Origin of the sequence: Bacillus sp. 0909A (assembly GCF_036765115.1) — a bacterium.
GTDB classification, from domain to species: domain Bacteria; phylum Bacillota; class Bacilli; order Bacillales; family Bacillaceae; genus Bacillus; species Bacillus mojavensis.
This window is the reverse complement of sequence record NZ_JBAIZU010000009.1, coordinates 1-22,616: the sequence shown is the minus strand read 5'-3', so window position 1 is coordinate 22,616 and position 22,616 is coordinate 1. Positions and strand designations below refer to the sequence as shown.

Below are 22,616 nucleotides of genomic sequence, written 5' to 3'. Positions count from 1 at the left end.
AATGAGATTAGATAAATTTTTAAAAGTATCACGGCTGATTAAACGACGTACACTAGCGAAGGAAGTAGCTGATCAAGGCAGAATTTCCATTAATGGAAATCAGGCTAAAGCAAGTTCAGACGTAAAACCTGGAGATGAATTAACGGTCCGCTTCGGCCAAAAGCTTGTAACGGTTCAAATAAATGAGCTCAAAGACACGACGAAAAAAGAAGAAGCCGCAAACATGTATACAGTGCTAAAGGAAGAAAAACTCGGCGAATAGGCTTGTTCTAAAAGAATCCCCCGCCTCATACAATGCAGTAATAATGCTAAAAGTATCGAGGATATGGGGGCTGAATAGATGAATTCATATTATGAGCAAAAAGGTTCTTCGTCTGTTCCGGAACAGCATGATGTGACAATGAAAGGCCGGAAACATTTAGATATTTCTGGGGTTAAGCATGTTGAAAGCTTTGATAACGAAGAATTCCTACTGGAAACAGTGATGGGAATGCTCTCAGTCAGAGGCGAAAACCTTCAAATGAAAAATCTAGATGTAGAAAAAGGGATTGTTTCGATCAAAGGCAGGGTATTTGATTTAGTGTATTTAGACGAGCAACAAGGGGATAAAGCTAAAGGGTTTTTTAGCAAGTTGTTTAAATGACGCTGACGACACAATTCTATACAATGCTGGCGATGTCCGGTATGGGCCTCTGGCTTGGCGCGTCGCTTGATACGTACAGGCTCTTTGTCATTCGTGCCAGAACGGCCAGATGGCTTTTATTTATTCATGATATTCTTTTCTGGATTGTGCAGGGGCTGCTCTTCTTTTATGTCTTGCTTCATGTAAATGAGGGAGAATTCAGGCTGTACATTTTTTTGGCGGTTCTGCTGGGCATTGCGACGTATCAAAGCCTTTGCAAACGAATCTATATAAAAATACTGAAATTCGTCATTTATCTTGTTGTTTCTGTTTATCAATTCTTAAAACAGCTCATTCAGCACGTGTTATTTCGTCCTATTGTGTGGACATGCGGAGTCATCATCTGGCTGGTCACGTTTCTCTTTCAGAGAACATACCGCCTGATCGTGTTTCTCTTGTTATGTCTTTATAAAATAGTCATGGTTCTGTGTTTTCCGATCCGCTTTATCGTTAAACAATGTATGAAACTTCTTCCTGAAAAACTGCGTCTAACTCTCAGACGATATTTTCAAAAAGGTGCAGGATTTCTAAAAAAGAAGAAGAAACTATTGGTAACCATAAGAACGACCATTACACGTTTTTTGAGGAGATGAAAGGAGGACCGTCTGATTTGAATTTTTCCAGGGAACGAACGATAACTGAAATACAAAACGACTATAAAGAAAAAGTAGAGCGGCAAAATCAGCTGAAGAAAAGAAGAAGAAAAGGGCTGTACAGACGGTTGACTGTATTCGGCGCCCTCGTATTTCTGACGGCAATTGTACTGGCAAGCTCAGTATGGAGCCAAACATCTTCCCTTAGCGCAAAAGAAGAAAAGAAAGAACAGCTTGAAAAAGAACTGAAGAATTTAAAGACAAAGCAAACAGATTTAAAAGAAGAAATATCCAAATTAAAAGATGAAGATTACGTCACAGAGCTTGCCAGAAGGGACTTATTCATGTCTGGAGACGGTGAAATAATCTTTAATGTGGAGAAGAAGAACAAGTAGCCTTGTTGACACTTAAATTTTTATTTAGGTATAATTAAGCAAACGATCTTTTTATAAGCCTAAGGAGGAGCACTTTTTTTATGTCGATTGAAGTGGGCAGCAAGTTGCAAGGGAAAATTACAGGTATTACAAATTTTGGAGCATTTGTTGAATTGCCTGGAGGCTCAACCGGTCTCGTTCATATCAGTGAGGTAGCCGATAATTATGTTAAAGACATTAATGATCACTTAAAAGTCGGCGATCAAGTTGAAGTGAAAGTCATCAACGTTGAAAAAGACGGGAAAATTGGTTTATCTATTAAAAAAGCTAAAGACCGTCCGCAAGCCAGACCTAGAAATGATTTCCGTCCGAAAGAATCTTTTGAACAGAAAATGAACAAGTTTTTAAAAGATAGCGAAGATCGCTTGTCATCTTTAAAACGCAATACGGAATCAAAACGTGGAGGGCGCGGAGCAAGAAGAGGATAACTTGCTGCTTTCTATAAATAAATGAAGCATCCGTTCTTCCCAACGGGTGCTTTTTTTATATGCTCGTTCAAGGTAAGAGTCAGAAAATTATAACATTAAAGTTTCTGTTGACGAAAAGGACAAACCTTTGTATTATATAACTTGTGCTTAGAAGCACCAAACATTATGGCGGTGTAGCTCAGCTGGCTAGAGCGTACGGTTCATACCCGTGAGGTCGGGGGTTCGATCCCCTCCGCCGCTACCATATTTGTTAGGCCCGTTGGTCAAGCGGTTAAGACACCGCCCTTTCACGGCGGTAACACGGGTTCGAATCCCGTACGGGTCATACTGAAAATCGGTTTCTGTTACAGAAGCCGATTTTTTCATTTTTAGACATCTTTCTGGAAATTCTCCGCATAAACGAATTTCAGGGCAGAAACCGTCGAAGACTTCTTTGGTATACTTACCTTCTTTTGACAAAATCCTATCTGTGCTTTCGCTATAATGACAGGCAACGAATATAACAGGTGGGAGATGAGAGAAATGGAAAAAGCAGAAAGAAGAGTGAACGGGCCAATGGCGGGACAAGCTTTTGAAAAACTCCAATCGTTTTTTAACAGGGGAGCGAAGCTGGTGACTCATCATTTGCATTCACTGTTTTTCTATAAAGGATTCATTTATGTCGTCATCGGATTTTTGCTTGGACGAGCTTTCATATTATCCGAGGTCCTTCCTTTCGCCCTTCCTTTCTTTGGGGCAATGCTTCTGATCAGAAGAGACAAAGCGCTGTATGCAGTGCTGGCTGTGCTTGCAGGTGCAATGACAATTTCTCCGAAGCACTCATTACTGATATTAGCGGCGTTGCTTGCATTCTTCGTGTTTTCTAAAGTAGCATCCTTTATCGCAGATGATCGTGTGAAAGCACTTCCGATTGTCGTGTTCTTCTCCATGGCGGCGGCAAGATTCGGGTTTGTTTACGCCCAGAATGGCGCGTTTACAACCTATGATTATGTGATGGCTGTTGTAGAAGCGGGGCTTTCCTTTATTTTAACGCTGATTTTCCTCCAGAGCCTTCCGATTTTTACAGTGAAGAAAGTAAAACAATCCTTAAAAATAGAAGAAATCATTTGCTTTATGATTTTGATTGCATCGGTGCTGACTGGACTAGCAGGCTTGTCCTATCAAGGGATGCAGGCAGAACATATACTGGCCCGTTATGTTGTATTAAGCTTTTCCTTCATCGGCGGTGCAAGCATCGGCTGTACAGTGGGTGTCGTGACAGGCCTAATTCTCGGCTTGGCCAATATCGGAAATCTCTATCAAATGAGTCTGCTCGCTTTTTCGGGCTTATTGGGCGGTTTGCTGAAAGAAGGAAAAAAAGCAGGTGCGGCAATCGGGCTGATTATCGGATCGCTTCTTATTTCTCTATATGGGGAAGGCTCTGCCGGTCTGATGACAACACTCTATGAGTCATTAATAGCAGTCGGCCTGTTCCTGCTTACGCCTCAGTCCATTACAAGAAAAGTGGCGAGGTATATTCCGGGCACTGTGGAACATCTTCAGGAGCAGCAGCAATACGCGAGAAAAATCAGAGATGTCACTGCTCAAAAGGTGGACCAGTTCTCCAATGTATTTCATGCATTGTCAGAAAGCTTTGCAACCTTTTATCAAGCGTCTGACGAACAAACAGATGACAGCGAGGTCGATCTGTTTTTAAGCAAAATTACAGAGCATTCCTGTCAAACGTGCTACAAGAAAAACAGGTGCTGGGTTCAGAACTTTGATAAAACATATGATTTAATGAAACAAGTTATGCTTGAAACAGAGGAAAAACAGTATGCTTCAAACCGAAGGCTGAAAAAAGAGTTTCACCAGTATTGCTCTAAATCGCGTCAGGTTGAAGAGCTGATAGAGGATGAACTTGCCTATCATCATGCGCATTTAACCCTTAAGAAGAAAGTGCAGGACAGCAGGCGGCTTGTGGCTGAACAGCTCTTAGGTGTTTCAGAGGTCATGGCAGACTTTTCTCGGGAAATAAAAAGGGAGAGGGAGCAGCACTTTATCCAAGAAGAACAAATTATTGAGGCGCTTCAGCATTTTGGAATAGAGATTCAGCAGGTGGAGATTTACAGCCTTGAACAGGGGAACATTGATATAGAAATGACAATCCCATTCAGCGGACATGGAGAAAGTGAAAAAATCATAGCGCCTATGCTTTCTGACATTTTGGAAGAGCAGGTTCTCGTGAAAGCCGAGCAGCATTCTCCCCATCCAAATGGATACAGCCATGTCGCGTTTGGCTCAACCAAATCGTACAGAGTGTCTACGGGTGCGGCTCATGCAGCGAAGGGCGGCGGCCTTGTCTCCGGCGACAGCTACAGCATGATGGAGCTGGGCGCAAGAAAATATGCAGCTGCTATCAGTGACGGGATGGGCAATGGCGCGAGGGCTCACTTTGAAAGCAATGAAACGATTAAACTTCTTGAAAAGATCCTTGAATCAGGAATAGATGAAAAAATAGCAATCAAAACAATCAACAGCATACTGTCTCTGCGGACAACGGATGAGATATATTCCACGCTCGATCTTTCTATTATCGATCTGCAGGATGCGAGCTGTAAATTTTTAAAGGTTGGATCAACACCGAGCTTTATTAAACGGGGGGAGCAGGTGATGAAAGTCCAAGCGAGCAATCTGCCAATCGGCATTATTAACGAGTTCGATGTTGAGGTTGTGAGTGAACAGCTGAAGGCGGGAGACCTCCTGATCATGATGAGTGACGGTATTTTCGAAGGCCCTAAACATGTGGAAAATCATGATTTATGGATGAAGCGCAAAATGAAAGGGTTAAAAACAGATGATCCGCAGGAAATTGCTGACTTACTTATGGAGGAAGTGATTCGCACAAGGTCAGGCCAAATTGATGATGATATGACAGTTGTTGTCGTCCGAATTGATCACAATACACCAAAGTGGGCGTCTATTCCAGTTCCGGCCATCTTTCAAAGCAAACAAGAAATTTCATAACGCTTTCGTATAAATCAATTTTCTTCTGGCGATGATGGAACTATATGAATCTGAGAATCATCGTATTCTCCAGGAGGAATGAATGTGAACAACGGACGTTTAAATCAAATTCTGCTGATAACGGATGGCTGCTCAAATCACGGTGAAGACCCGCTTGCTATGGCTGCGTTTGCTAAAGAGCAAGGGATTACAGTAAATGTCATAGGTATAATGGAAGAAAACAAAATTGACCAAGAGGCAATGAAAGAAGTCGAAGGAATTGCGCTTGCTGGGGGCGGCGTGCATCAGGTCGTTTATGCATCACAGCTTTCGCAAACGGTTCAAATGGTAACAAAAAAAGCAATGACGCAAACCCTGCAAGGGGTGGTAAATCAAGAACTGAAGCAAATCCTGGGAAAGAATGTGGAAATGGAGGAGCTTTCTCCGGAAAAACGCGGCGAAGTTATGGAAGTGGTAGATGAACTGGGAGAAACGGTGCATCTTCAGGTTTTGGTTCTCGTTGATACAAGCGCTAGTATGGCGCCAAAGCTCCCTACAGTGAAAGAAGCACTGATTGACTTGTCCGTGAGTCTTAACTCCCGAATAGGGAATAACGAATTTGCGATGTGTATATTTCCCGGGAAAAAACAAGAGGTCGAGCTTGTGCTAAATTGGACACCGAAGCTGCAATCTCTTTCCACACTCTTTGCGAAGCTATCGACAGGCGGCATCACGCCGACAGGACCGGCGATTCGTGAAGCAACACAGCAATTCGAAAAAATCCGCTCAAGAAGGAGCATGCTGGCAGATGATGAACGACACTTTGACGAGTTTGGCATGTAGACTCAAGCCGGGAACGAGAGTGAAAGGCAAGTGGAACGGAAATACTTACACATTGCGTAAACAGCTTGGAAAAGGGGCCAATGGAATTGTGTATTTGGCAGAAGCATCAGATGGACATGTTGCCTTAAAGGTAAGTGATGACAGCCTGTCTATTACTTCTGAAGTGAATGTCTTAAAATCTTTTTCAAAGGCCCAGTCCATAACGATGGGGCCTTCTTTTTTTGACACTGATGATGCCTATATTCCCAGCGCTAATACAAAGGTTTCGTTTTATGCAATGGAATACATAAAAGGCCCGTTGCTTTTACAATTCGTCAGTGACAAAGGAGCAGAATGGATTCCGGTTTTGATGATTCAGCTGTTAACCAGCTTATCCGTGCTTCATCAGCAAGGATGGATATTCGGCGACCTTAAGCCGGATAATCTGATTGTTACTGGCCCGCCGGCAAGAATCCGCTGCATAGATGTAGGCGGAACAACCAAGGAGGGCCGGGCAATAAAAGAGTATACCGAGTTTTACGACAGAGGATATTGGGGGTATGGGACAAGAAAAGCAGAACCCTCTTACGACTTGTTTGCGGTTGCTATGATTATGATCAACTGTGTACATAAAAAGGAATTCAAAAAAACAAGCCAGCCAAAGGAACAGCTGCAATCTTTAATCGAAGACAGTCCGGTGCTGCGAAAGTATAAAAAAGTGCTTGTTGCTGCTCTGAATAGCCATTATGATTCCGCTGACGAGATGAAAAGAGAGATGCTCGCAGCAGGGCAAAAGGCAGTGCAAAGAAAACAAGCCGGAAAAAAACCAACTCCGACGCAATCTATCTCAAGACAAAGACAGCAAAATATGCGCCAGGGAAAAGTTACACAGACGAGATATGCACCTAAAAAGAAGGGCTCGAAGTCCGGAGGGTTATTCGAAACTGCTCTTATCGTAATCAGTGTTTTGGCGTTTTATTTCGCTTACATTATCTTTTTCCTTATTTGATAGCCGCAATCTGCAATACCCATGCTTCTTCTTTGCTTGGAAGGATTGAAAGTGATAGGATATGAATATCTTTAAAATACCTGCTCATTGTGAGGAGGACATTGTGAACAGTGTCAAAGATTTTTTTATCAAACACAATCTTACGTTAAAAGGGGCGACAATTATTGTAGGCGTTTCCGGCGGTCCGGATTCGATGGCTCTCCTTCACGTGCTTCATGCGTTATACGGCCGTTCAGCCAATGTGATTGCGGCTCACGTTGACCACCGGTTCAGAGGGGCGCAATCTGAGGAAGACATGCGTTTTGTCCAAGCGTATTGTGAGGCTGAACAGATCAAATGTGAAACGGCTCAAATCAATGTAACTGCGTATGCTGAGAAAAACGGTCTCAATAAGCAGGCAGCTGCCCGTGATTGCCGATATCAGTTTTTAAAGGAAGTGATGTCCAAGCATCAAGCGGATTATCTTGCACTTGCTCATCATGGAGATGATCAGGTTGAAACAATGCTTATGAGACTGGCCAAAGGCACGCTCGGAGCTGGACTAGCCGGCATGCAGCCCGTAAGGCGGTTTGGAACGGGACGGATTATCAGACCATTTCTAGCTATTACAAAAGAAGAGATCCTCCATTATTGCCATGAAAACGCTTTGAGCTACCGGACGGACGAAAGCAACGCCAAAGATGATTACACTAGAAACAGATTCAGAAAAGCAGTGCTCCCTTTTTTGAAACAGGAATCACCGGATGTGCATAAAAGGTTTCAGAAAGTAAGCGAAGCACTGACTGAAGATGAGCAATTCTTACAGTCATTAACGAAAGAAGAAATGAATAAAGTAATCACAAGCCAGTCTAAAATATCAGTTGAAATCAATTCCTCTCAATTGCTTGCCCTCCCGATGCCTTTACAAAGAAGAGGAGTTCAACTAATATTAAACTATCTTTATGAAAACGTTCCATCATCCTTTTCAGCTCATCATATTCAGCAGTTTTTGAATTGGGCGGATAAGGGCGGTCCTTCGGGAGTACTGGACTTTCCGAAAGGACTGAAGGTGGTCAAATCATATCAGACATGTTTGTTTACATTTGAACAATGGCAGTGCAAAAATGTTCCCTTTGAATATCAAATAAGCGGAGCTGCCGATGAGACGGCATTGCTTCCAAACGGATTTCTGATAGAGGCAAAGCGTAACGCGGAATCTCTTGAAGGACACGGGAATTCAGTTTTTATTACAAGTCAAGATAAGGTGAGATTTCCCTTAACGATCCGGACAAGAAAAGCCGGCGATCGGATAAAACTAAAAGGGATGAACGGCTCGAAAAAGGTAAAGGATATATTTATTGATAAAAAATTGCCTCTGCAAGAAAGAGACAACTGGCCGGTTGTGACGGATGCAAGCGGTGAAATTATCTGGATACCGGGCTTGAAAAAATCCATTTTTGAAGATCTTGTGATTCCAAACAGTGACCGCATTGTATTACAATATAGACAGCATGAAAAGTGTAGGGGGCAAGCATAATCATGATGAAACATGATATTGAAACAGTTCTGATCTCAGAGGAAGAGATACAAGAGAAAGTAAAAGAGTTAGGTGCAGACTTAACAAGCGAGTACCAAGATAAATTTCCGTTGGCAATTGGTGTATTAAAAGGAGCTCTTCCTTTTATGGCGGATCTTCTGAAACATATTGATACATATTTGGAAATGGATTTCATGGATGTATCAAGCTACGGAAATTCCACGGTTTCATCTGGAGAAGTAAAAATCATTAAAGATTTGGATACATCTGTAGAGGGCCGGGACATCTTAATTATTGAAGATATTATCGACAGTGGGTTAACCTTAAGTTATCTAGTAGAGCTCTTCCGATACCGTAAAGCAAAATCAATTAAGATTGTTACCCTTTTGGATAAACCGAGCGGAAGAAAAGCGGACATTAAAGCAGACTTCGTCGGCTTTAAAGTTCCAGACGCGTTTGTAGTGGGTTACGGACTTGATTATGCTGAGCGCTATCGCAATCTGCCTTATATCGGAGTGTTAAAACCGGCAGTTTATGAAAGCTGATCGGCAGCCTGCTTCCGAGATGGTTATTGGTTGTATTGGAATGATTTTCTATGGTACTATTGAACATAGTTGTGCTTACTGTGGGAGGAGGTAAGGAATGAATCGGGTCTTCCGTAATACCATTTTTTATTTACTTATTTTATTAGTAGTAATCGGGGTTGTGAGCTACTTCCAGACCTCAAATCCGAAAACAGAAAATATGTCGTACAGCACGTTCATCAAAAACCTGGATGACGGGAAAGTTGATAGCGTGTCGGTTCAGCCTGTCAGAGGTGTTTATGAGGTAAAAGGACAGCTGAAAAATTACGACAAGGATCAATACTTTTTGACTCATGTTCCTGAAGGAAAGGGAGCAGACCAGATCTTTAATGCCTTAAAAAAGACAGATGTAAAGGTTGATCCCGCTCAAGAAACAAGCGGATGGGTGACGTTCCTGACGACCATCATCCCATTTGTCATTATCTTTATTCTGTTCTTCTTCCTGCTCAATCAAGCTCAAGGCGGCGGCAGCCGTGTCATGAACTTTGGTAAGAGTAAGGCGAAGCTATATACAGAGGAAAAGAAACGCGTCAAATTTAAAGACGTTGCAGGGGCAGACGAGGAGAAACAAGAACTCGTGGAAGTTGTTGAATTTCTGAAAGATCCCCGCAAGTTTGCCGAGCTTGGCGCAAGAATTCCTAAAGGTGTGCTTTTAGTCGGACCTCCGGGTACCGGTAAAACACTTCTTGCAAGAGCATCAGCCGGTGAAGCCGGTGTGCCATTCTTCAGCATCAGCGGATCTGATTTCGTTGAAATGTTTGTAGGTGTCGGTGCTTCCCGTGTGCGTGACTTGTTCGAAAACGCAAAAAAGAATGCGCCTTGTTTGATCTTCATTGATGAAATTGACGCAGTCGGACGCCAGCGTGGAGCGGGTCTCGGCGGCGGACACGATGAACGTGAACAGACGCTCAACCAATTGCTTGTAGAAATGGACGGATTCAGTGCCAATGAAGGAATTATCATCATTGCCGCAACGAACCGTGCGGACATCTTGGACCCAGCCTTACTCCGTCCGGGACGTTTTGACCGTCAAATCACAGTGGACCGCCCAGATGTAATTGGACGTGAAGCTGTATTGAAAGTCCATGCGAGAAACAAACCGCTGGATGAAACGGTAAACCTGAAATCGATTGCCATGAGAACACCTGGTTTCTCAGGCGCTGACTTAGAAAATCTATTGAATGAAGCTGCTCTTGTGGCGGCTCGTCAAAACAAGAAAAAAATCGATGCTCGCGACATTGATGAAGCTACGGACCGTGTTATTGCCGGACCAGCTAAGAAAAGCCGCGTCATTTCGAAGAAAGAACGCAATATCGTGGCATATCACGAGGGCGGACACACCGTTATCGGACTCGTTTTAGATGAGGCTGACATGGTTCATAAAGTAACGATAGTTCCTCGGGGTCAGGCTGGCGGTTATGCAGTTATGCTTCCAAGAGAAGACCGTTACTTCCAGACAAAGCCGGAGCTGCTTGATAAAATTGTCGGTCTCTTGGGCGGACGTGTTGCTGAAGAAATTATCTTTGGCGAAGTCAGCACAGGAGCACACAATGACTTCCAGCGTGCAACGAATATTGCAAGACGAATGGTTACAGAATTCGGTATGTCAGAAAAACTGGGACCGCTGCAATTTGGACAGTCTCAGGGTGGCCAGGTATTCCTAGGCCGTGATTTCAACAACGAACAAAACTACAGTGATCAAATTGCATACGAAATTGATCAGGAAATTCAGCGCATTATCAAAGAGTGTTACGAGCGTGCGAAAACAATCCTGACAGAAAATCGTGACAAGCTTGAATTGATTGCTCAGACGCTTCTGGAAGTTGAAACACTGGATGCCGAACAAATCAAACACCTTGTCGATCACGGAACATTGCCTGAGCGTAAGTTCTCAGATGATGAGAAGAACGATGATGTGAAAGTAAACATTCTGTCAAAAACAGAAGAAAAGAAAGACGATACAAAAGAGTAACGCTTTCTGATAAAAACTGCCGGCTGATGCTGGCAGTTTTTTTATGTGAATCACGCCTCTGCTGCCCCTTTTCAATCAGCCAATTATAGTACCGATTTGTTTACAAATGAGCCGCCGATCGTGTATGGTATTGTAGAATGTTTGTAAAAGTAATGATAGAGAAACTATTCAAAAGTGGTGATAGAGGTTGTTACTTGTTATTGATGTGGGGAACACCAATACTGTACTTGGTGTATATCATGATGGTGAATTAGAATATCACTGGCGTATAGAAACAAGCAGGCATAAAACAGAAGATGAGTTTGGGATGGTTCTGCGCTCTTTATTTGATCACTCCGGTCTCATGTTTGAACAAATAGAAGGCATTATCATTTCTTCAGTTGTGCCGCCAATCATGTTTTCGTTAGAGAGAATGTGCACAAAATACTTTCATATCGAACCGCAAATTGTCGGTCCTGGTATGAAAACCGGTTTAAATATAAAGTACGACAATCCGAAAGAAGTCGGAGCTGACAGAATCGTTAATGCTGTTGCGGCAATTCACTTATACGGCAATCCTTTGATTGTTGTTGATTTTGGTACAGCCACAACGTACTGTTATATCGATGAAAACAAACAATATATGGGCGGAGCGATTGCGCCAGGAATTACAATTTCGACAGAGGCGCTGTACTCACGTGCCGCAAAGCTTCCGCGTATTGAAATCGCCCGGCCTGACAATATTATCGGAAAAAGCACTGTAAGCGCGATGCAATCAGGAATTTTATTTGGCTATGTCGGCCAAGTGGAAGGAATCGTAAAACGAATGAAATGGCAGGCAAAACAAGAACCGAAAGTCATTGCGACAGGCGGCCTTGCTCCATTAATCGCAAACGAATCAGATTGTATAGACATCGTTGACCCATTCTTAACCCTAAAAGGGCTGGAATTGATTTATGAACGAAACCGCGTGGGAAGTGTATAGGAGGTTTTGTAATGGATTATTTAGTAAAAGCACTGGCATATGACGGAAAAGTTCGCGCGTATGCTGCAAGGACAACTGATATGGTGAATGAAGGACAGAGACGGCATGATACATGGCCGACAGCATCCGCTGCACTGGGCCGTACAATGACAGCTTCACTAATGCTTGGTTCTATGCTGAAAGGTGATGATAAGCTGACAGTGAAAGTGGAAGGCGGCGGGCCAATCGGCGCGATTGTTGCTGATGCGAATGCTAAAGGGGAAGTCAGGGCATATGTCTCAAACCCGCATGTTCATTTTGATTTGAATGAACACGGCAAGCTGGATGTCAGACGAGCTGTCGGAACAGATGGAACATTAAGTGTTGTAAAAGATTTAGGCCTGCGCGAATTCTTCACAGGGCAAGTAGAAATTGTTTCCGGAGAACTGGGAGAAGATTTCACGTACTATCTAGTATCATCGGAGCAGGTTCCTTCATCTGTAGGTGTCGGCGTGCTTGTTAACCCTGACAATACCATTTTGGCGGCAGGAGGTTTTATTCTTCAGCTTCTTCCGGGAACAGATGATGAAACCATCACAAAAATTGAACAGCGTCTATCTGTAGTAGAACCTATTTCTAAACTGATTCAAAAAGGGCTTACACCGGAAGAAATTTTGGAAGAAGTCTTAGGAGAAAAGCCTGAGATTTTGGAGAACATGCCTGTTAAATTCCATTGCCCTTGTTCAAAAGAGCGTTTTGAAACAGCCGTTTTAGGACTAGGCAAAAAAGAAATTCAAGATATGATAGAAGAAGATGGTCAAGCCGAAGCAGTATGCCATTTTTGTAATGAAAAGTACTTATTTACAAAAGAAGAGCTGGAAGAGCTTCGAGACCAAACGACCCGCTAAGCTCTTTAGCGGGTTTTTTGAATTTAAGAAAAGGGGCTGACAGTAAATTTGAAATCAAGAACAATCTGGACAATCATTTGGGGCGCGCTGCTGGTATGCTGTATCGCGGTAGCATACACACTGACGAAATCTCAAGCCAGCGCTTCCCCGTCCAACGAGTCCATTGCTACTATTGGAGGCAAAAGCGTCACAAGAGAAGAATGGCTGAAGGAAATGGAAGATGAATACGGAAAATCAACACTTGAAGATATGATCAATGTCCGCGTGGTTGAGCAGCTTGCAGAAAAGAACGATCTCAAAGTGTCTAAGAACGAAATTGATCGGGAATTTCTGCTGATTAAGGCGGTAAACAATTCATTTTACGAAGACGAGCATACAACTGAAAAAGAGTGGAAAGACCAAATTCGCTATAATATTCTTCTTGAAGAATTATTAACAAGGGATATTGATATTTCAAAGACAGAAATGAAATCATTTTATAATCAAAATAAAGAGCTGTATCAGTTTGATGATTCGTATCGTATTCGGCATATTGTTGTAAAGGATGAAGAGGAAGCCAGACAAGTTTTAAAAGAGCTTGAAGGCGGCTCAAGCTTTGAAGCTGTTGCGGCGGAACGATCCACAGACAGATATACGTCACCATACGGCGGAGATTTAGGGTTTGTCACTGAAGCATCAGACAACATTCCGTCATCATACATTGAAGAAGCAAAGACACTAAAACAAGATGAATGGTCAGACGAACCGATCAAGGTAAACAACGGCTATGCGATTATTCAACTGAAAGAAAAGTTAAATGCGAGAACGTTCTCATACGAAGAAGTGAAGAATCAGATTAAACGGCAGATCGCCATGGATCAGTTAGGTGATAAAGCCACTGTAAAATCGCTTTGGAAAGAAGCTGACGTGTCTTGGTTCTATGGGGAAAAAAGAACTAAATGATTGACAAAAAATTTTGAAATTGATAGATTATATACATAATACCAATACAAATAGTCGGAAATTGAGGTGTCGAGAATGGTACGTGTAGCAAACTCCATTACTGAATTAATAGGGAATACGCCAATCGTTAAATTAAATCGCCTTGTTGATGAAAACAGTGCGGATGTATATTTGAAGCTTGAATACATGAACCCTGGAAGCAGTGTAAAAGACCGTATCGGTTTAGCGATGATTGAAGCCGCTGAAAAAGAAGGGACTTTAAAAGCTGGCGATACAATCATTGAACCGACAAGCGGTAATACAGGAATTGGGCTGGCAATGGTTGCTGCAGCTAAAGGTTTAAAAGCGATTTTGGTTATGCCTGACACAATGAGCATGGAGCGCCGCAACCTTCTTCGCGCGTATGGTGCTGAGCTTGTGCTGACGCCGGGTGCGGAAGGCATGAAAGGTGCCATTAAGAAAGCGGAAGAGCTTGCAGAAAAACACGGATACTTCGTGCCGCAGCAGTTTAACAATCCATCAAACCCTGAAATCCATCGCCAAACAACAGGTAAAGAAATTGTTGAGCAATTCGGTGATGACCAGCTTGATGCATTTGTAGCAGGAATCGGAACAGGCGGAACGATTACAGGAGCGGGTGAAGTCCTGAAGGAAGCATATCCTTCCGTCAAAATCTACGCTGTTGAACCGTCAGATTCCCCAGTGCTTTCAGGAGGAAAACCAGGCCCCCACAAGATTCAGGGAATCGGAGCTGGCTTTGTGCCTGACATCTTAAACACTGAAGTATACGATGAAATCTTCCCTGTGAAGAATGAAGAAGCATTTGAATATGCGCGCAGAGCTGCACGTGAAGAAGGAATTCTCGGAGGCATCTCATCAGGTGCGGCCATTTATGCTGCTATTCAAGTAGCGAAAAAACTCGGAAAGGGCAAAAAAGTATTAGCTATCATTCCGAGTAACGGCGAACGTTATTTGAGTACGCCGCTGTATCAATTCGATTAAAAAATCCGACAAACTCCCGGTGCCCGGGAGTTTTTTTATTTGTGCATCAAATATGCCGTGTCCGCGACGAATCTTATTCTTGGAAGAGAAATTCACTTTTTTCACTCATGATATTGCTTTACAATAAAAAAAGCAGAAAAAGAAAACAGAGGAATGATATAAATGGCACAACGCAGACCGGCAGGCAGAAAAGTACCTTTTCAAAAAGATTCATTCTTGCAGCAATATGAGAAACTTTCACAATCCAGAAAACAGCACGTGCTTCTTGAAAGTGCGAGAGGCGGCAGATACAGTATAGCCGGTCTTGATCCAATTGCGACTGTAAAGGGAAAAGACGGAATTACAACCATTAAGCATGGGGATGAGATGCTGTTTGAAGAAGGTGATCCATTACGCGCCTTCCACAGCTGGTTTAAAACGCTGGAAACAGAAACAGATCACGAGCTCCCAGATTTTCAAGGCGGGGCAATCGGGTTTCTTAGCTATGATTACGCCCGCTACATTGAAAACTTTAAAATGCTCTCATTAGATGACCTGGAGACACCTGATATCTATTTTCTTGTCTTTGATGATATAGCCGTCTATGACCATGAAGAACAATCTCTTTGGCTGGTCACCCATGTAAATGACGAGAACGAATCAGCGGACGAAAAGCTGTCCCAGCTCGAACATATGTGGCTGACTGAGCATCCCGGTGAGCCGTTACAAGAGATGACATATACAGCTGACGGTTCCTTTGCAGCGCCATTTACTGAAGAAGGCTTTTCTCAAGCTGTAGATAAAATCAAGCAATACATTGCCAGCGGAGATGTTTTTCAAGTTAACCTATCGATCAGGCAGTCGCAGACACTGTCTGCTCACCCGTATGAAATCTACAAAAAGCTGAGAGAAGTGAATCCTTCTCCGTATATGGCATATTTAGAAACACCAGATTTCCAAATTATTTGCGGATCTCCTGAACTTCTTGTCAGTAAAAAGGGCAAACTGTTAGAGACAAGACCGATTGCAGGCACTCGTTCCAGAGGGAAAACGGATGAGGAAGATGAAGCGCTCGCAAACGAATTGATCCATAATGAAAAAGAACGCGCTGAGCACGTCATGCTGGTTGATCTAGAACGAAATGATCTGGGCAGAGTTTCCCGTTACGGATCAGTGCGGGTCAATGAATTCATGGCAATTGAAAAATACTCCCACGTCATGCACATTGTGTCTAATGTCCAAGGTGAACTTCAGGGTGGATACGACGCTGTCGATATTATTCATGCTGTATTTCCTGGAGGGACGATTACAGGTGCGCCTAAAGTAAGGACAATGGAAATTATAGAAGAACTTGAGCCGACACGCCGTGGGCTTTATACTGGATCTATAGGGTGGTTTGGGTATAATCAGGATCTTCAATTTAATATCGTGATCCGAACCATTTATGCAACCGGAGGGCAGGCGTTTATGCAATCCGGCGCAGGAGTTGTGATTGATTCTGTCCCTAAGCATGAATACAGAGAATCATTCAAAAAAGCTTTTGCGATGCAAAAGGCGTTAGAGCTGAGCGAAGTAGAGACAAAAATTAGATGAGGTGAGCAGAGAAATGATTTTAATGATTGATAACTATGATTCTTTCACGTACAACTTAGTGCAGTATTTGGGCGAGCTTGGAGAAGAGCTGATTGTAAAACGCAATGACGATATCACAATCGAGCAAATTGAAGAGCTTTCACCTGATTTCTTAATGATTTCACCCGGACCGTGCAGTCCTGATGAAGCTGGGATCAGCCTTGAAGCAATTAAACACTTCGCAGGCAAAATTCCCGTTTTTGGCGTATGTCTCGGACATCAGTCTATCGCACAGGTGTTTGGCGGAGACGTGGTCAGAGCAGAGCGGCTGATGCACGGAAAAACCTCAGAAATCGAGCATGACGGCAAGACGATCTTTAAAGGTTTGCAAAACCCGCTTGTAGCGACACGATACCACTCACTGATCGTAAAGTCTGAAACGCTGCCAAGCTGTTTCACAGTAACGGCACAAACGAAAGAGGGGGAAATCATGGCTATACGGCACAATGACCTTCCGATAGAAGGCGTTCAATTTCATCCAGAGTCTATTATGACTTCCTTTGGAAAAGAAATGCTCAGAAATTTTATTGAAACGTACCGCAAGGAAGTCATTGCGTGATGATATATGTAAACGGCCGATTTATAGAGGAGAAAGATGCAGTTCTTTCTCCTTTTGACCATGGTTTTTTATATGGGATCGGTGTTTTTGAGACTTTCAGGCTTTATGAAGGGCGACCGTTCCTGCTTGATTGGCATTTAGAACGGCTTGAACGCGCACTTAAGGATCTGCAGATCGAGTACACTGTGACAAAACAAGAGGTTATTGAGATGCTGGACAAGCTGCTCGGGCTGAATGATATCAAAGACGGCAATGCCCGCGTCAGGCTGAACATATCAGCCGGCATCAGTGATAAAGGCTTCGCTGCTCAAACTTACGATAAGCCGACTGTCTTATGTTTTGTTAACCAGCTAAAACCAGAAAGTCTTCCTTTGCAAAAGGAAGGGAAGGTTTTGTCGATACGGAGAAACACACCGGAGGGGCCGTTCCGGTTAAAATCTCATCACTATCTAAATAATATGTATGCGAAACGGGAGATCGGAAATGATCCGCGGTTTGAAGGGATCTTTTTAACGGAGGATTGCGCTGTAGCAGAGGGCATCATTTCGAATGTCTTCTGGAGAAAAGGCAGCTGTATCTATACACCATCACTTGATACCGGAATTCTTGACGGCGTCACGAGACGTTTTGTCATGGAGAACGCTAAGAGAATAGGAATGGATGTCAAAACCGGCCGCTACCAGCTTGAAGCCCTTTTGACGGCAGATGAAGCATGGATGACCAACTCGGTTCTTGAGATTATTCCGTTCTCTCAAATAGAAGAAGTGACCTATCCGGGCAGAAACGGAGAAATAACTTCCGCTTTACAAACGCTATACCACCAAGAAATAAAGAACATGAATTCATGACAGGGAGGAAGAGAATGGCGCAGCAAACGATAGACCAAACACAAGTAATCCATACCAAACCCAGCGCATTATCATATCAAGAAAAGACGCTGGTGATGGGTATTTTAAACGTAACGCCTGACTCTTTCTCGGATGGCGGAAAATATGACAGCCTGGACAAGGCCCTGTTGCACGCGAAAGAGATGATTGATAACGGGGCGCATATCATTGATATCGGAGGCGAATCGACAAGACCCGGCGCCGAATATGTGTCCGAGGACGAAGAAATGGCCAGAGTAATTCCTGTGATTGAGCGGATTACAAAAGAGCTGGCAGTGCCGATCTCTGTAGATACGTACAAGGCTTCTGTCGCCGATGAAGCTGTTAAAGCCGGCGCTTCGATTATCAATGATATTTGGGGAGCGAAGTATGATCCCAAAATGGCTTCTGTCGCAGCTGAACACAATGTTCCAATCGTTCTCATGCATAACCGCAAAGAAAGAAACTACAACGACTTAATACCGGATATGCTGTCAGATTTAATGGAAAGTGTAAAGATTGCTGTTGAAGCAGGTGTAGAGGAGAAGAACATTATCCTCGATCCCGGTATTGGTTTTGCGAAGGACTATCACGATAATCTGGCAGTCATGAACAAGCTAGAGGTTTTCAGCGGACTTGGCTATCCGGTTCTCCTTGCAACCTCCCGAAAAAGATTTATCGGCCGCGTGCTGGATCTTCCTCCTGAGGAGCGGACTGAGGGCACAGGTGCAACTGTGTGTCTAGGCATTCAAAAGGGCTGTGACATTGTGAGAGTCCATGATGTAAAACAAATAGCAAGAATGGCAAAAATGATGGATGCAATGCTGAATAAGGGAGGGATGCATCATGGATAAAGTCTACGTAGAAGGCATGGAGTTTTATGGCTATCACGGTGTGTTTAAAGAGGAGAACAAGCTCGGACAGCGTTTTAAAGTCGATTTAACTGCAGAATTGGATTTAAGCAAGGCGGGACAAACAGACGACCTTGAGCAAACCATTAACTATGCCGAGCTTTACCATGTATGTAAAGATATCGTCGAAGGTGAGCCTGTGAAACTGGTGGAAACACTGGCAGAACGTATTGCGGACACTGTCCTGAAGAAATTTCATCAGGTACAGCAATGTACTGTAAAAGTGATTAAGCCAGATCCGCCCATTCCCGGCCACTATAAATCAGTAGCAATAGAAATCACGAGAAAAAAATCATGAACAATATCGCTTATATTGCACTTGGATCTAATATTGGAGATAGAGAAACGTATTTACGGCGAGCGGTGGAGATGCTCCATCACCATGAGGCAGTAACAGTCACAAAAGTGTCTTCTATTTACGAAACAGACCCAGTCGGATACGAAGCTCAAGATGAATTTTTAAATATGGCAGTTGAAATCGAGACGTCGCTGAATCCGTTTCAGCTCCTTGAGCTAACTCAGCATATAGAAAATGAATTGGGCAGGACGAGAGAAGTCAGATGGGGCCCGCGGACGGCAGACCTTGACATTTTACTGTTTAATAGTGAAAATATTGAAACAGAGCAACTAATTGTTCCGCATCCGAGAATGTATGAGCGTTTATTTGTCCTTGCGCCGCTTGCGGAAATATGCAAGCGGGTTGAAAAAGAGGCAAAAAGCGCGGAAACCGACCAAGAAGGTGTAAGAGTATGGAAGCAGAAATCTGGGGTAGACGAATTCGTGCATTCAGAAAGCTGAAAGGTTATACTCAAGAAGGATTTGCAAAAGCATTAGGTATATCAGTTTCTATTCTCGGCGAAATTGAACGCGGAAACCGATTGCCGTCAGCTGCCATCATTCACAGTGCAGCAGATGTTTTAAATATAAGCGCGGACGAATTAGCACCGCCAGAAAATAATAACAAATGAAAGGAGGGGAAAAATGTTTAAAATCGGTGATATTCAATTGAAAAATCCGGTTGTGCTGGCCCCTATGGCTGGTGTCTGCAACTCAGCATTCAGATTGACTGTAAAGGAATTCGGAGCCGGATTGGTATGCGCTGAAATGGTCAGCGACAAAGCGATCCTTTACAACAATGCCAAAACAATGGGTATGCTTTATATTGATGAACGTGAAAAACCGCTCAGCCTTCAAATCTTCGGAGGAAAAAAGGAAACCCTTGTGGAAGCGGCGAAGTTTGTAGACCAGAACACAACTGCTGATATCATTGATATTAACATGGGATGCCCGGTACCCAAGATTACAAAATGCGATGCGGGAGCGAAATGGCTTCTGGATCCTGATAAGATTTACGAAATGGTTGCTGCAGTAGTAGATGCCGTTGATAAACCAGTTACAGTGAAAATGAGAATGGGCTGGGATGAAGACCACATTTTCGCCGTGAAAAACGCACAGGCTGTTGAGCGTGCGGGCGGAAAAGCAGTTGCGCTTCATGGCCGTACGAGAGTGCAGATGTACGAAGGAACTGCAAACTGGGATATTATCAAAGAAGTAAAACAGTCTGTATCGATTCCGGTCATTGGAAACGGCGATGTCAAGACGCCGCAGGATGCTAAGCGTATGCTTGATGAGACAGGAGTGGACGGTGTCATGATCGGTCGCGCCGCACTGGGCAATCCGTGGATGATTTACCGTACAGTTCAATACCTTGAAACAGGTGAATTAAAAGAAGAGCCGCAAGTACGTGAGAAAATGGCGGTATGCAAACTGCATCTTGACCGCTTGATTAACTTAAAAGGTGAAAATGTAGCGGTAAGAGAAATGAGAAAACATGCTGCGTGGTATCTGAAAGGCGTAAGAGGCAATGCGGAGGTTCGTAATGGAATCAATCATTGCGAGACAAGAGAAGAGTTTGTACAGCTTTTAGATGCATTTACTGTTGAAATTGAGGCAAAAGGGCTTCAAGACGCAAAAGTAGGATAATACTCACCTCTATTTGCTGCTCACTGCCAGTTTTATGCTGGCAGTTTTTCTGCTTTTTTCATGAGACAATATCTGTAATGGAGTGATAACAATGAGTCAAGAAGAGCATAATCATGAAGAATTAAACGACCAGCTGCAAGTCAGACGCGACAAAATGAATCAGATGAGAGAAAACGGCATCGATCCATTCGGCGCACGTTTTGAAAGAACTCATCAATCTGAGCAAATTATTGCGGCATATCAAAATCTAACGAAAGAAGAGTTAGAAGAAAAAGCGATTGAAGTCACAATCGCAGGCCGTATGATGACAAAGCGCGGTAAAGGAAAAGCCGGCTTCGCGCACCTTCAGGATTTAGAAGGTCAAATTCAAATCTACGTTAGAAAAGACAGTGTCGGTGACGATCAATATGAAATCTTTAAATCTTCCGACCTTGGTGACCTTATCGGCGTAACAGGAAAAGTGTTCAAAACAAATGTAGGCGAACTGTCTGTAAAAGCAACATCATTTGATTTGCTGACAAAAGCGCTTCGTCCGCTGCCGGATAAATATCATGGTTTAAAAGACGTTGAGCAGCGCTACCGTCAACGCTACCTGGATCTTATCGTAAATCCGGACAGCAAACATACGTTCATCACACGAAGCAAGATCATTCAAGCAATGAGAAGATACCTTGATGATCACGGATACTTAGAAGTAGAAACACCAACTATGCACAGCATTCCAGGGGGAGCCTCCGCGCGTCCATTCATTACCCATCATAATGCTTTAGATATTCCGCTCTACATGCGTATTGCGATTGAACTGCATCTGAAACGCTTGATTGTCGGAGGTTTAGAAAAAGTATATGAAATCGGCCGTGTTTTCCGTAATGAAGGCGTCTCTACACGCCATAACCCAGAATTCACAATGATTGAATTATATGAAGCGTATGCTGACTATAAAGATATCATGAGCTTAACTGAAAACCTTGTCGCGCATATCGCACAAGAAGTGCTTGGCACGACGACAATCCAATACGGAGAAGAGCAAATCGAACTGAAACCTGAGTGGAAAAGAATCCATATGGTTGACGCAGTCAAAGAAGCGACAGGCGTTGACTTCTGGGAAGAGGTAACTGTTGAGCAGGCCCGTGAATATGCAAAAGAGCATGGTGTAGAGATTAAAGACTCTATGACAGTGGGCCATATTATAAACGAATTCTTCGAACAAAAAATCGAGGAAACGCTTATCCAGCCGACGTTTATATATGGGCATCCAGTAGAAATTTCTCCTCTTGCTAAGAAAAATCCAGAGGACTCGCGCTTCACAGACCGTTTTGAACTGTTTATCGTAGGCCGTGAGCATGCAAATGCATTCACAGAGCTAAATGACCCTATAGATCAAAGAGAGCGTTTTGAAGCCCAATTAAAAGAACGAGAAGAGGGTAATGATGAAGCTCATTTAATGGATGAAGACTTCGTTGAAGCCCTGGAGTATGGCATGCCGCCAACAGGAGGCTTAGGCATCGGAATCGATCGCCTCGTCATGCTGCTTACGAATGCACCTTCGATCCGAGATGTACTGTTATTCCCGCAAATGAGACAGCGCTAATGTTAAAGAGCGTCAACCTTTCTAATAGAAGGATGACGCTCTTTTATAATTCCTTTGGTTTTTCTTCAAAAAAACTATTGCACTATTATTTACAAGGTGGTATATTATTATTCGTTGCCGCTAAACAAGGCGATGACAAAAAAATAACTTCAAAAAAGTTATTGACTTCAATAAGACAAAGAGTTATAATAATAAAGTCGCTTAAACGAAGTGACAAAATGATCTTTGAAAACTAAACAAGACAAAACGTACCTGTTAATTCAAGTTTTATTATA

Annotated in this window: 24 protein-coding genes and 2 tRNA genes; all 26 read left to right on the top strand. The window is 43.2% G+C overall.

Annotated elements, in window-relative coordinates:
- Position 1 precedes the first annotated feature (1 nt).
- The 26 genes from V6D42_RS19860 (at position 2) to lysS (ending at position 22,341) form a co-directional block, all read left to right on the top strand.
- Positions 2–262, top strand: coding sequence for an RNA-binding S4 domain-containing protein (locus tag V6D42_RS19860; RefSeq protein ID WP_010332709.1), 261 nt, complete (start codon positions 2–4; stop codon positions 260–262).
- A 78-nt stretch (positions 263–340) separates the two neighbouring features.
- Entirely contained in the window at positions 341–643 is a 303-nt protein-coding gene (gene yabP, locus V6D42_RS19855; RefSeq protein WP_004264638.1) for a sporulation protein YabP, read from the top strand.
- Positions 640–1,275 carry a spore cortex biosynthesis protein YabQ gene (gene yabQ, locus V6D42_RS19850; protein ID WP_333514344.1) on the top strand — a complete coding sequence of 212 codons (636 nt, stop codon included), beginning with the start codon at positions 640–642 and terminating at the stop codon, positions 1,273–1,275. Before yabP ends, yabQ begins: the two co-directional genes overlap by 4 nt.
- A 17-nt stretch (positions 1,276–1,292) precedes the next feature.
- The gene (gene divIC / locus V6D42_RS19845; protein ID WP_010332711.1) at positions 1,293–1,670 is read left to right on the top strand and encodes a cell division protein DivIC; all 378 of its coding nucleotides are present in this window, start codon (positions 1,293–1,295) and stop codon (positions 1,668–1,670) included.
- 80 nt (positions 1,671–1,750) lie between these two features.
- Entirely contained in the window at positions 1,751–2,137 is a 387-nt protein-coding gene (locus V6D42_RS19840) for a S1 domain-containing RNA-binding protein (protein ID WP_003218379.1), read from the top strand.
- A 167-nt stretch (positions 2,138–2,304) separates the two neighbouring features.
- A tRNA-Met gene (locus V6D42_RS19835) sits at positions 2,305–2,381 on the top strand.
- 9 nt (positions 2,382–2,390) lie between these two features.
- Positions 2,391–2,462: transfer RNA gene (locus V6D42_RS19830), tRNA-Glu, on the top strand.
- A 197-nt stretch (positions 2,463–2,659) separates the two neighbouring features.
- A complete protein-coding gene (gene spoIIE, locus V6D42_RS19825) occupies positions 2,660–5,143 on the top strand; it encodes a stage II sporulation protein E (protein WP_333514343.1) in 2,484 nt (827 codons plus the stop codon).
- Positions 5,144–5,227: 84 nt separating this feature from the next.
- Positions 5,228–5,965, top strand: a complete 738-nt coding sequence (locus V6D42_RS19820; RefSeq protein WP_010332713.1) for a VWA domain-containing protein — start codon at positions 5,228–5,230, stop codon at positions 5,963–5,965.
- Positions 5,931–6,953 (top strand): protein kinase domain-containing protein, encoded by a 1,023-nt coding sequence (locus V6D42_RS19815; RefSeq protein ID WP_333514342.1) that lies wholly within the window; start codon positions 5,931–5,933, stop codon positions 6,951–6,953. Before V6D42_RS19820 ends, V6D42_RS19815 begins: the two co-directional genes overlap by 35 nt.
- A gap of 103 nt (positions 6,954–7,056) precedes the next feature.
- The gene (tilS, locus tag V6D42_RS19810) at positions 7,057–8,469 is read left to right on the top strand and encodes a tRNA lysidine(34) synthetase TilS (protein ID WP_333514341.1); all 1,413 of its coding nucleotides are present in this window, start codon (positions 7,057–7,059) and stop codon (positions 8,467–8,469) included.
- Between the two features lie 2 nt (positions 8,470–8,471).
- Positions 8,472–9,014: a hypoxanthine phosphoribosyltransferase gene (gene hpt / locus V6D42_RS19805; RefSeq protein ID WP_010332716.1), complete on the top strand. Its 543-nt coding sequence runs from the start codon at positions 8,472–8,474 to the stop codon at positions 9,012–9,014.
- Positions 9,015–9,111: 97 nt separating this feature from the next.
- On the top strand, positions 9,112–11,025 hold the full coding sequence (ftsH, locus tag V6D42_RS19800) for an ATP-dependent zinc metalloprotease FtsH (RefSeq protein WP_010332717.1): 1,914 nt from the start codon (positions 9,112–9,114) through the stop codon (positions 11,023–11,025).
- A gap of 187 nt (positions 11,026–11,212) precedes the next feature.
- Positions 11,213–11,989: a type III pantothenate kinase gene (locus V6D42_RS19795; RefSeq protein WP_010332718.1), complete on the top strand. Its 777-nt coding sequence runs from the start codon at positions 11,213–11,215 to the stop codon at positions 11,987–11,989.
- Between the two features lie 11 nt (positions 11,990–12,000).
- Positions 12,001–12,876 (top strand): redox-regulated molecular chaperone HslO, encoded by an 876-nt coding sequence (gene hslO, locus V6D42_RS19790; protein ID WP_010332719.1) that lies wholly within the window; start codon positions 12,001–12,003, stop codon positions 12,874–12,876.
- A gap of 48 nt (positions 12,877–12,924) precedes the next feature.
- Positions 12,925–13,818, top strand: coding sequence for a peptidyl-prolyl cis-trans isomerase (locus V6D42_RS19785; protein WP_333514340.1), 894 nt, complete (start codon positions 12,925–12,927; stop codon positions 13,816–13,818).
- A 75-nt stretch (positions 13,819–13,893) separates the two neighbouring features.
- Entirely contained in the window at positions 13,894–14,820 is a 927-nt protein-coding gene (gene cysK, locus V6D42_RS19780) for a cysteine synthase A (RefSeq protein ID WP_333514339.1), read from the top strand.
- A 162-nt stretch (positions 14,821–14,982) separates the two neighbouring features.
- Positions 14,983–16,392 (top strand): anthranilate synthase component I family protein, encoded by a 1,410-nt coding sequence (locus tag V6D42_RS19775; protein ID WP_333514338.1) that lies wholly within the window; start codon positions 14,983–14,985, stop codon positions 16,390–16,392.
- Positions 16,393–16,405: 13 nt separating this feature from the next.
- Positions 16,406–16,990, top strand: a complete 585-nt coding sequence (pabA, locus tag V6D42_RS19770) for an aminodeoxychorismate/anthranilate synthase component II (protein WP_168746768.1) — start codon at positions 16,406–16,408, stop codon at positions 16,988–16,990.
- Positions 16,990–17,838 (top strand): aminodeoxychorismate lyase, encoded by an 849-nt coding sequence (gene pabC / locus V6D42_RS19765; protein WP_010332724.1) that lies wholly within the window; start codon positions 16,990–16,992, stop codon positions 17,836–17,838. The genes pabA and pabC overlap by 1 nt, the downstream gene beginning before the upstream one ends.
- Before the next feature lie 14 nt (positions 17,839–17,852).
- Positions 17,853–18,710 (top strand): dihydropteroate synthase, encoded by an 858-nt coding sequence (gene folP, locus V6D42_RS19760; protein WP_333514337.1) that lies wholly within the window; start codon positions 17,853–17,855, stop codon positions 18,708–18,710.
- Positions 18,703–19,065, top strand: a complete 363-nt coding sequence (gene folB / locus V6D42_RS19755) for a dihydroneopterin aldolase (RefSeq protein WP_326227639.1) — start codon at positions 18,703–18,705, stop codon at positions 19,063–19,065. The genes folP and folB overlap by 8 nt, the downstream gene beginning before the upstream one ends.
- Positions 19,062–19,565, top strand: coding sequence for a 2-amino-4-hydroxy-6-hydroxymethyldihydropteridine diphosphokinase (gene folK, locus V6D42_RS19750; RefSeq protein ID WP_333514336.1), 504 nt, complete (start codon positions 19,062–19,064; stop codon positions 19,563–19,565). Before folB ends, folK begins: the two co-directional genes overlap by 4 nt.
- Entirely contained in the window at positions 19,517–19,735 is a 219-nt protein-coding gene (locus tag V6D42_RS19745; RefSeq protein ID WP_010332728.1) for a helix-turn-helix domain-containing protein, read from the top strand. The genes folK and V6D42_RS19745 overlap by 49 nt, the downstream gene beginning before the upstream one ends.
- A 13-nt stretch (positions 19,736–19,748) precedes the next feature.
- On the top strand, positions 19,749–20,750 hold the full coding sequence (gene dusB, locus V6D42_RS19740; protein ID WP_333514335.1) for a tRNA dihydrouridine synthase DusB: 1,002 nt from the start codon (positions 19,749–19,751) through the stop codon (positions 20,748–20,750).
- Positions 20,751–20,841: 91 nt separating this feature from the next.
- Positions 20,842–22,341 (top strand): lysine--tRNA ligase, encoded by a 1,500-nt coding sequence (gene lysS, locus V6D42_RS19735; RefSeq protein ID WP_333514334.1) that lies wholly within the window; start codon positions 20,842–20,844, stop codon positions 22,339–22,341.
- Positions 22,342–22,616: the final 275 nt, after the last annotated feature.

Excerpts from the sequence above, each read along its gene's own strand:
- spoIIE (WP_333514343.1), top strand. The coding sequence starts at position 2,660 with ATGGAAAAAGCAGAAAGAAGAGTGAACGGGCCAATGGCGGGACAAGCT.
- V6D42_RS19745 (WP_010332728.1), top strand. The coding sequence starts at position 19,517 with ATGGAAGCAGAAATCTGGGGTAGACGAATTCGTGCATTCAGAAAGCTG.
- folK (WP_333514336.1), top strand. The coding sequence starts at position 19,062 with ATGAACAATATCGCTTATATTGCACTTGGATCTAATATTGGAGATAGA.
- cysK (WP_333514339.1), top strand. The coding sequence starts at position 13,894 with ATGGTACGTGTAGCAAACTCCATTACTGAATTAATAGGGAATACGCCA.
- ftsH (WP_010332717.1), top strand. The coding sequence starts at position 9,112 with ATGAATCGGGTCTTCCGTAATACCATTTTTTATTTACTTATTTTATTA.
- folB (WP_326227639.1), top strand. The coding sequence starts at position 18,703 with ATGGATAAAGTCTACGTAGAAGGCATGGAGTTTTATGGCTATCACGGT.
- V6D42_RS19815 (WP_333514342.1), top strand. The coding sequence starts at position 5,931 with ATGATGAACGACACTTTGACGAGTTTGGCATGTAGACTCAAGCCGGGA.
- pabC (WP_010332724.1), top strand. The coding sequence starts at position 16,990 with ATGATATATGTAAACGGCCGATTTATAGAGGAGAAAGATGCAGTTCTT.
- V6D42_RS19860 (WP_010332709.1), top strand. The coding sequence starts at position 2 with ATGAGATTAGATAAATTTTTAAAAGTATCACGGCTGATTAAACGACGT.
- yabP (WP_004264638.1), top strand. The coding sequence starts at position 341 with ATGAATTCATATTATGAGCAAAAAGGTTCTTCGTCTGTTCCGGAACAG.
- hpt (WP_010332716.1), top strand. The coding sequence starts at position 8,472 with ATGATGAAACATGATATTGAAACAGTTCTGATCTCAGAGGAAGAGATA.
- hslO (WP_010332719.1), top strand. The coding sequence starts at position 12,001 with ATGGATTATTTAGTAAAAGCACTGGCATATGACGGAAAAGTTCGCGCG.
- folP (WP_333514337.1), top strand. The coding sequence starts at position 17,853 with ATGGCGCAGCAAACGATAGACCAAACACAAGTAATCCATACCAAACCC.
- lysS (WP_333514334.1), top strand. The coding sequence starts at position 20,842 with ATGAGTCAAGAAGAGCATAATCATGAAGAATTAAACGACCAGCTGCAA.
- dusB (WP_333514335.1), top strand. The coding sequence starts at position 19,749 with ATGTTTAAAATCGGTGATATTCAATTGAAAAATCCGGTTGTGCTGGCC.
- pabA (WP_168746768.1), top strand. The coding sequence starts at position 16,406 with ATGATTTTAATGATTGATAACTATGATTCTTTCACGTACAACTTAGTG.
- yabQ (WP_333514344.1), top strand. The coding sequence starts at position 640 with ATGACGCTGACGACACAATTCTATACAATGCTGGCGATGTCCGGTATG.
- V6D42_RS19775 (WP_333514338.1), top strand. The coding sequence starts at position 14,983 with ATGGCACAACGCAGACCGGCAGGCAGAAAAGTACCTTTTCAAAAAGAT.
- V6D42_RS19840 (WP_003218379.1), top strand. The coding sequence starts at position 1,751 with ATGTCGATTGAAGTGGGCAGCAAGTTGCAAGGGAAAATTACAGGTATT.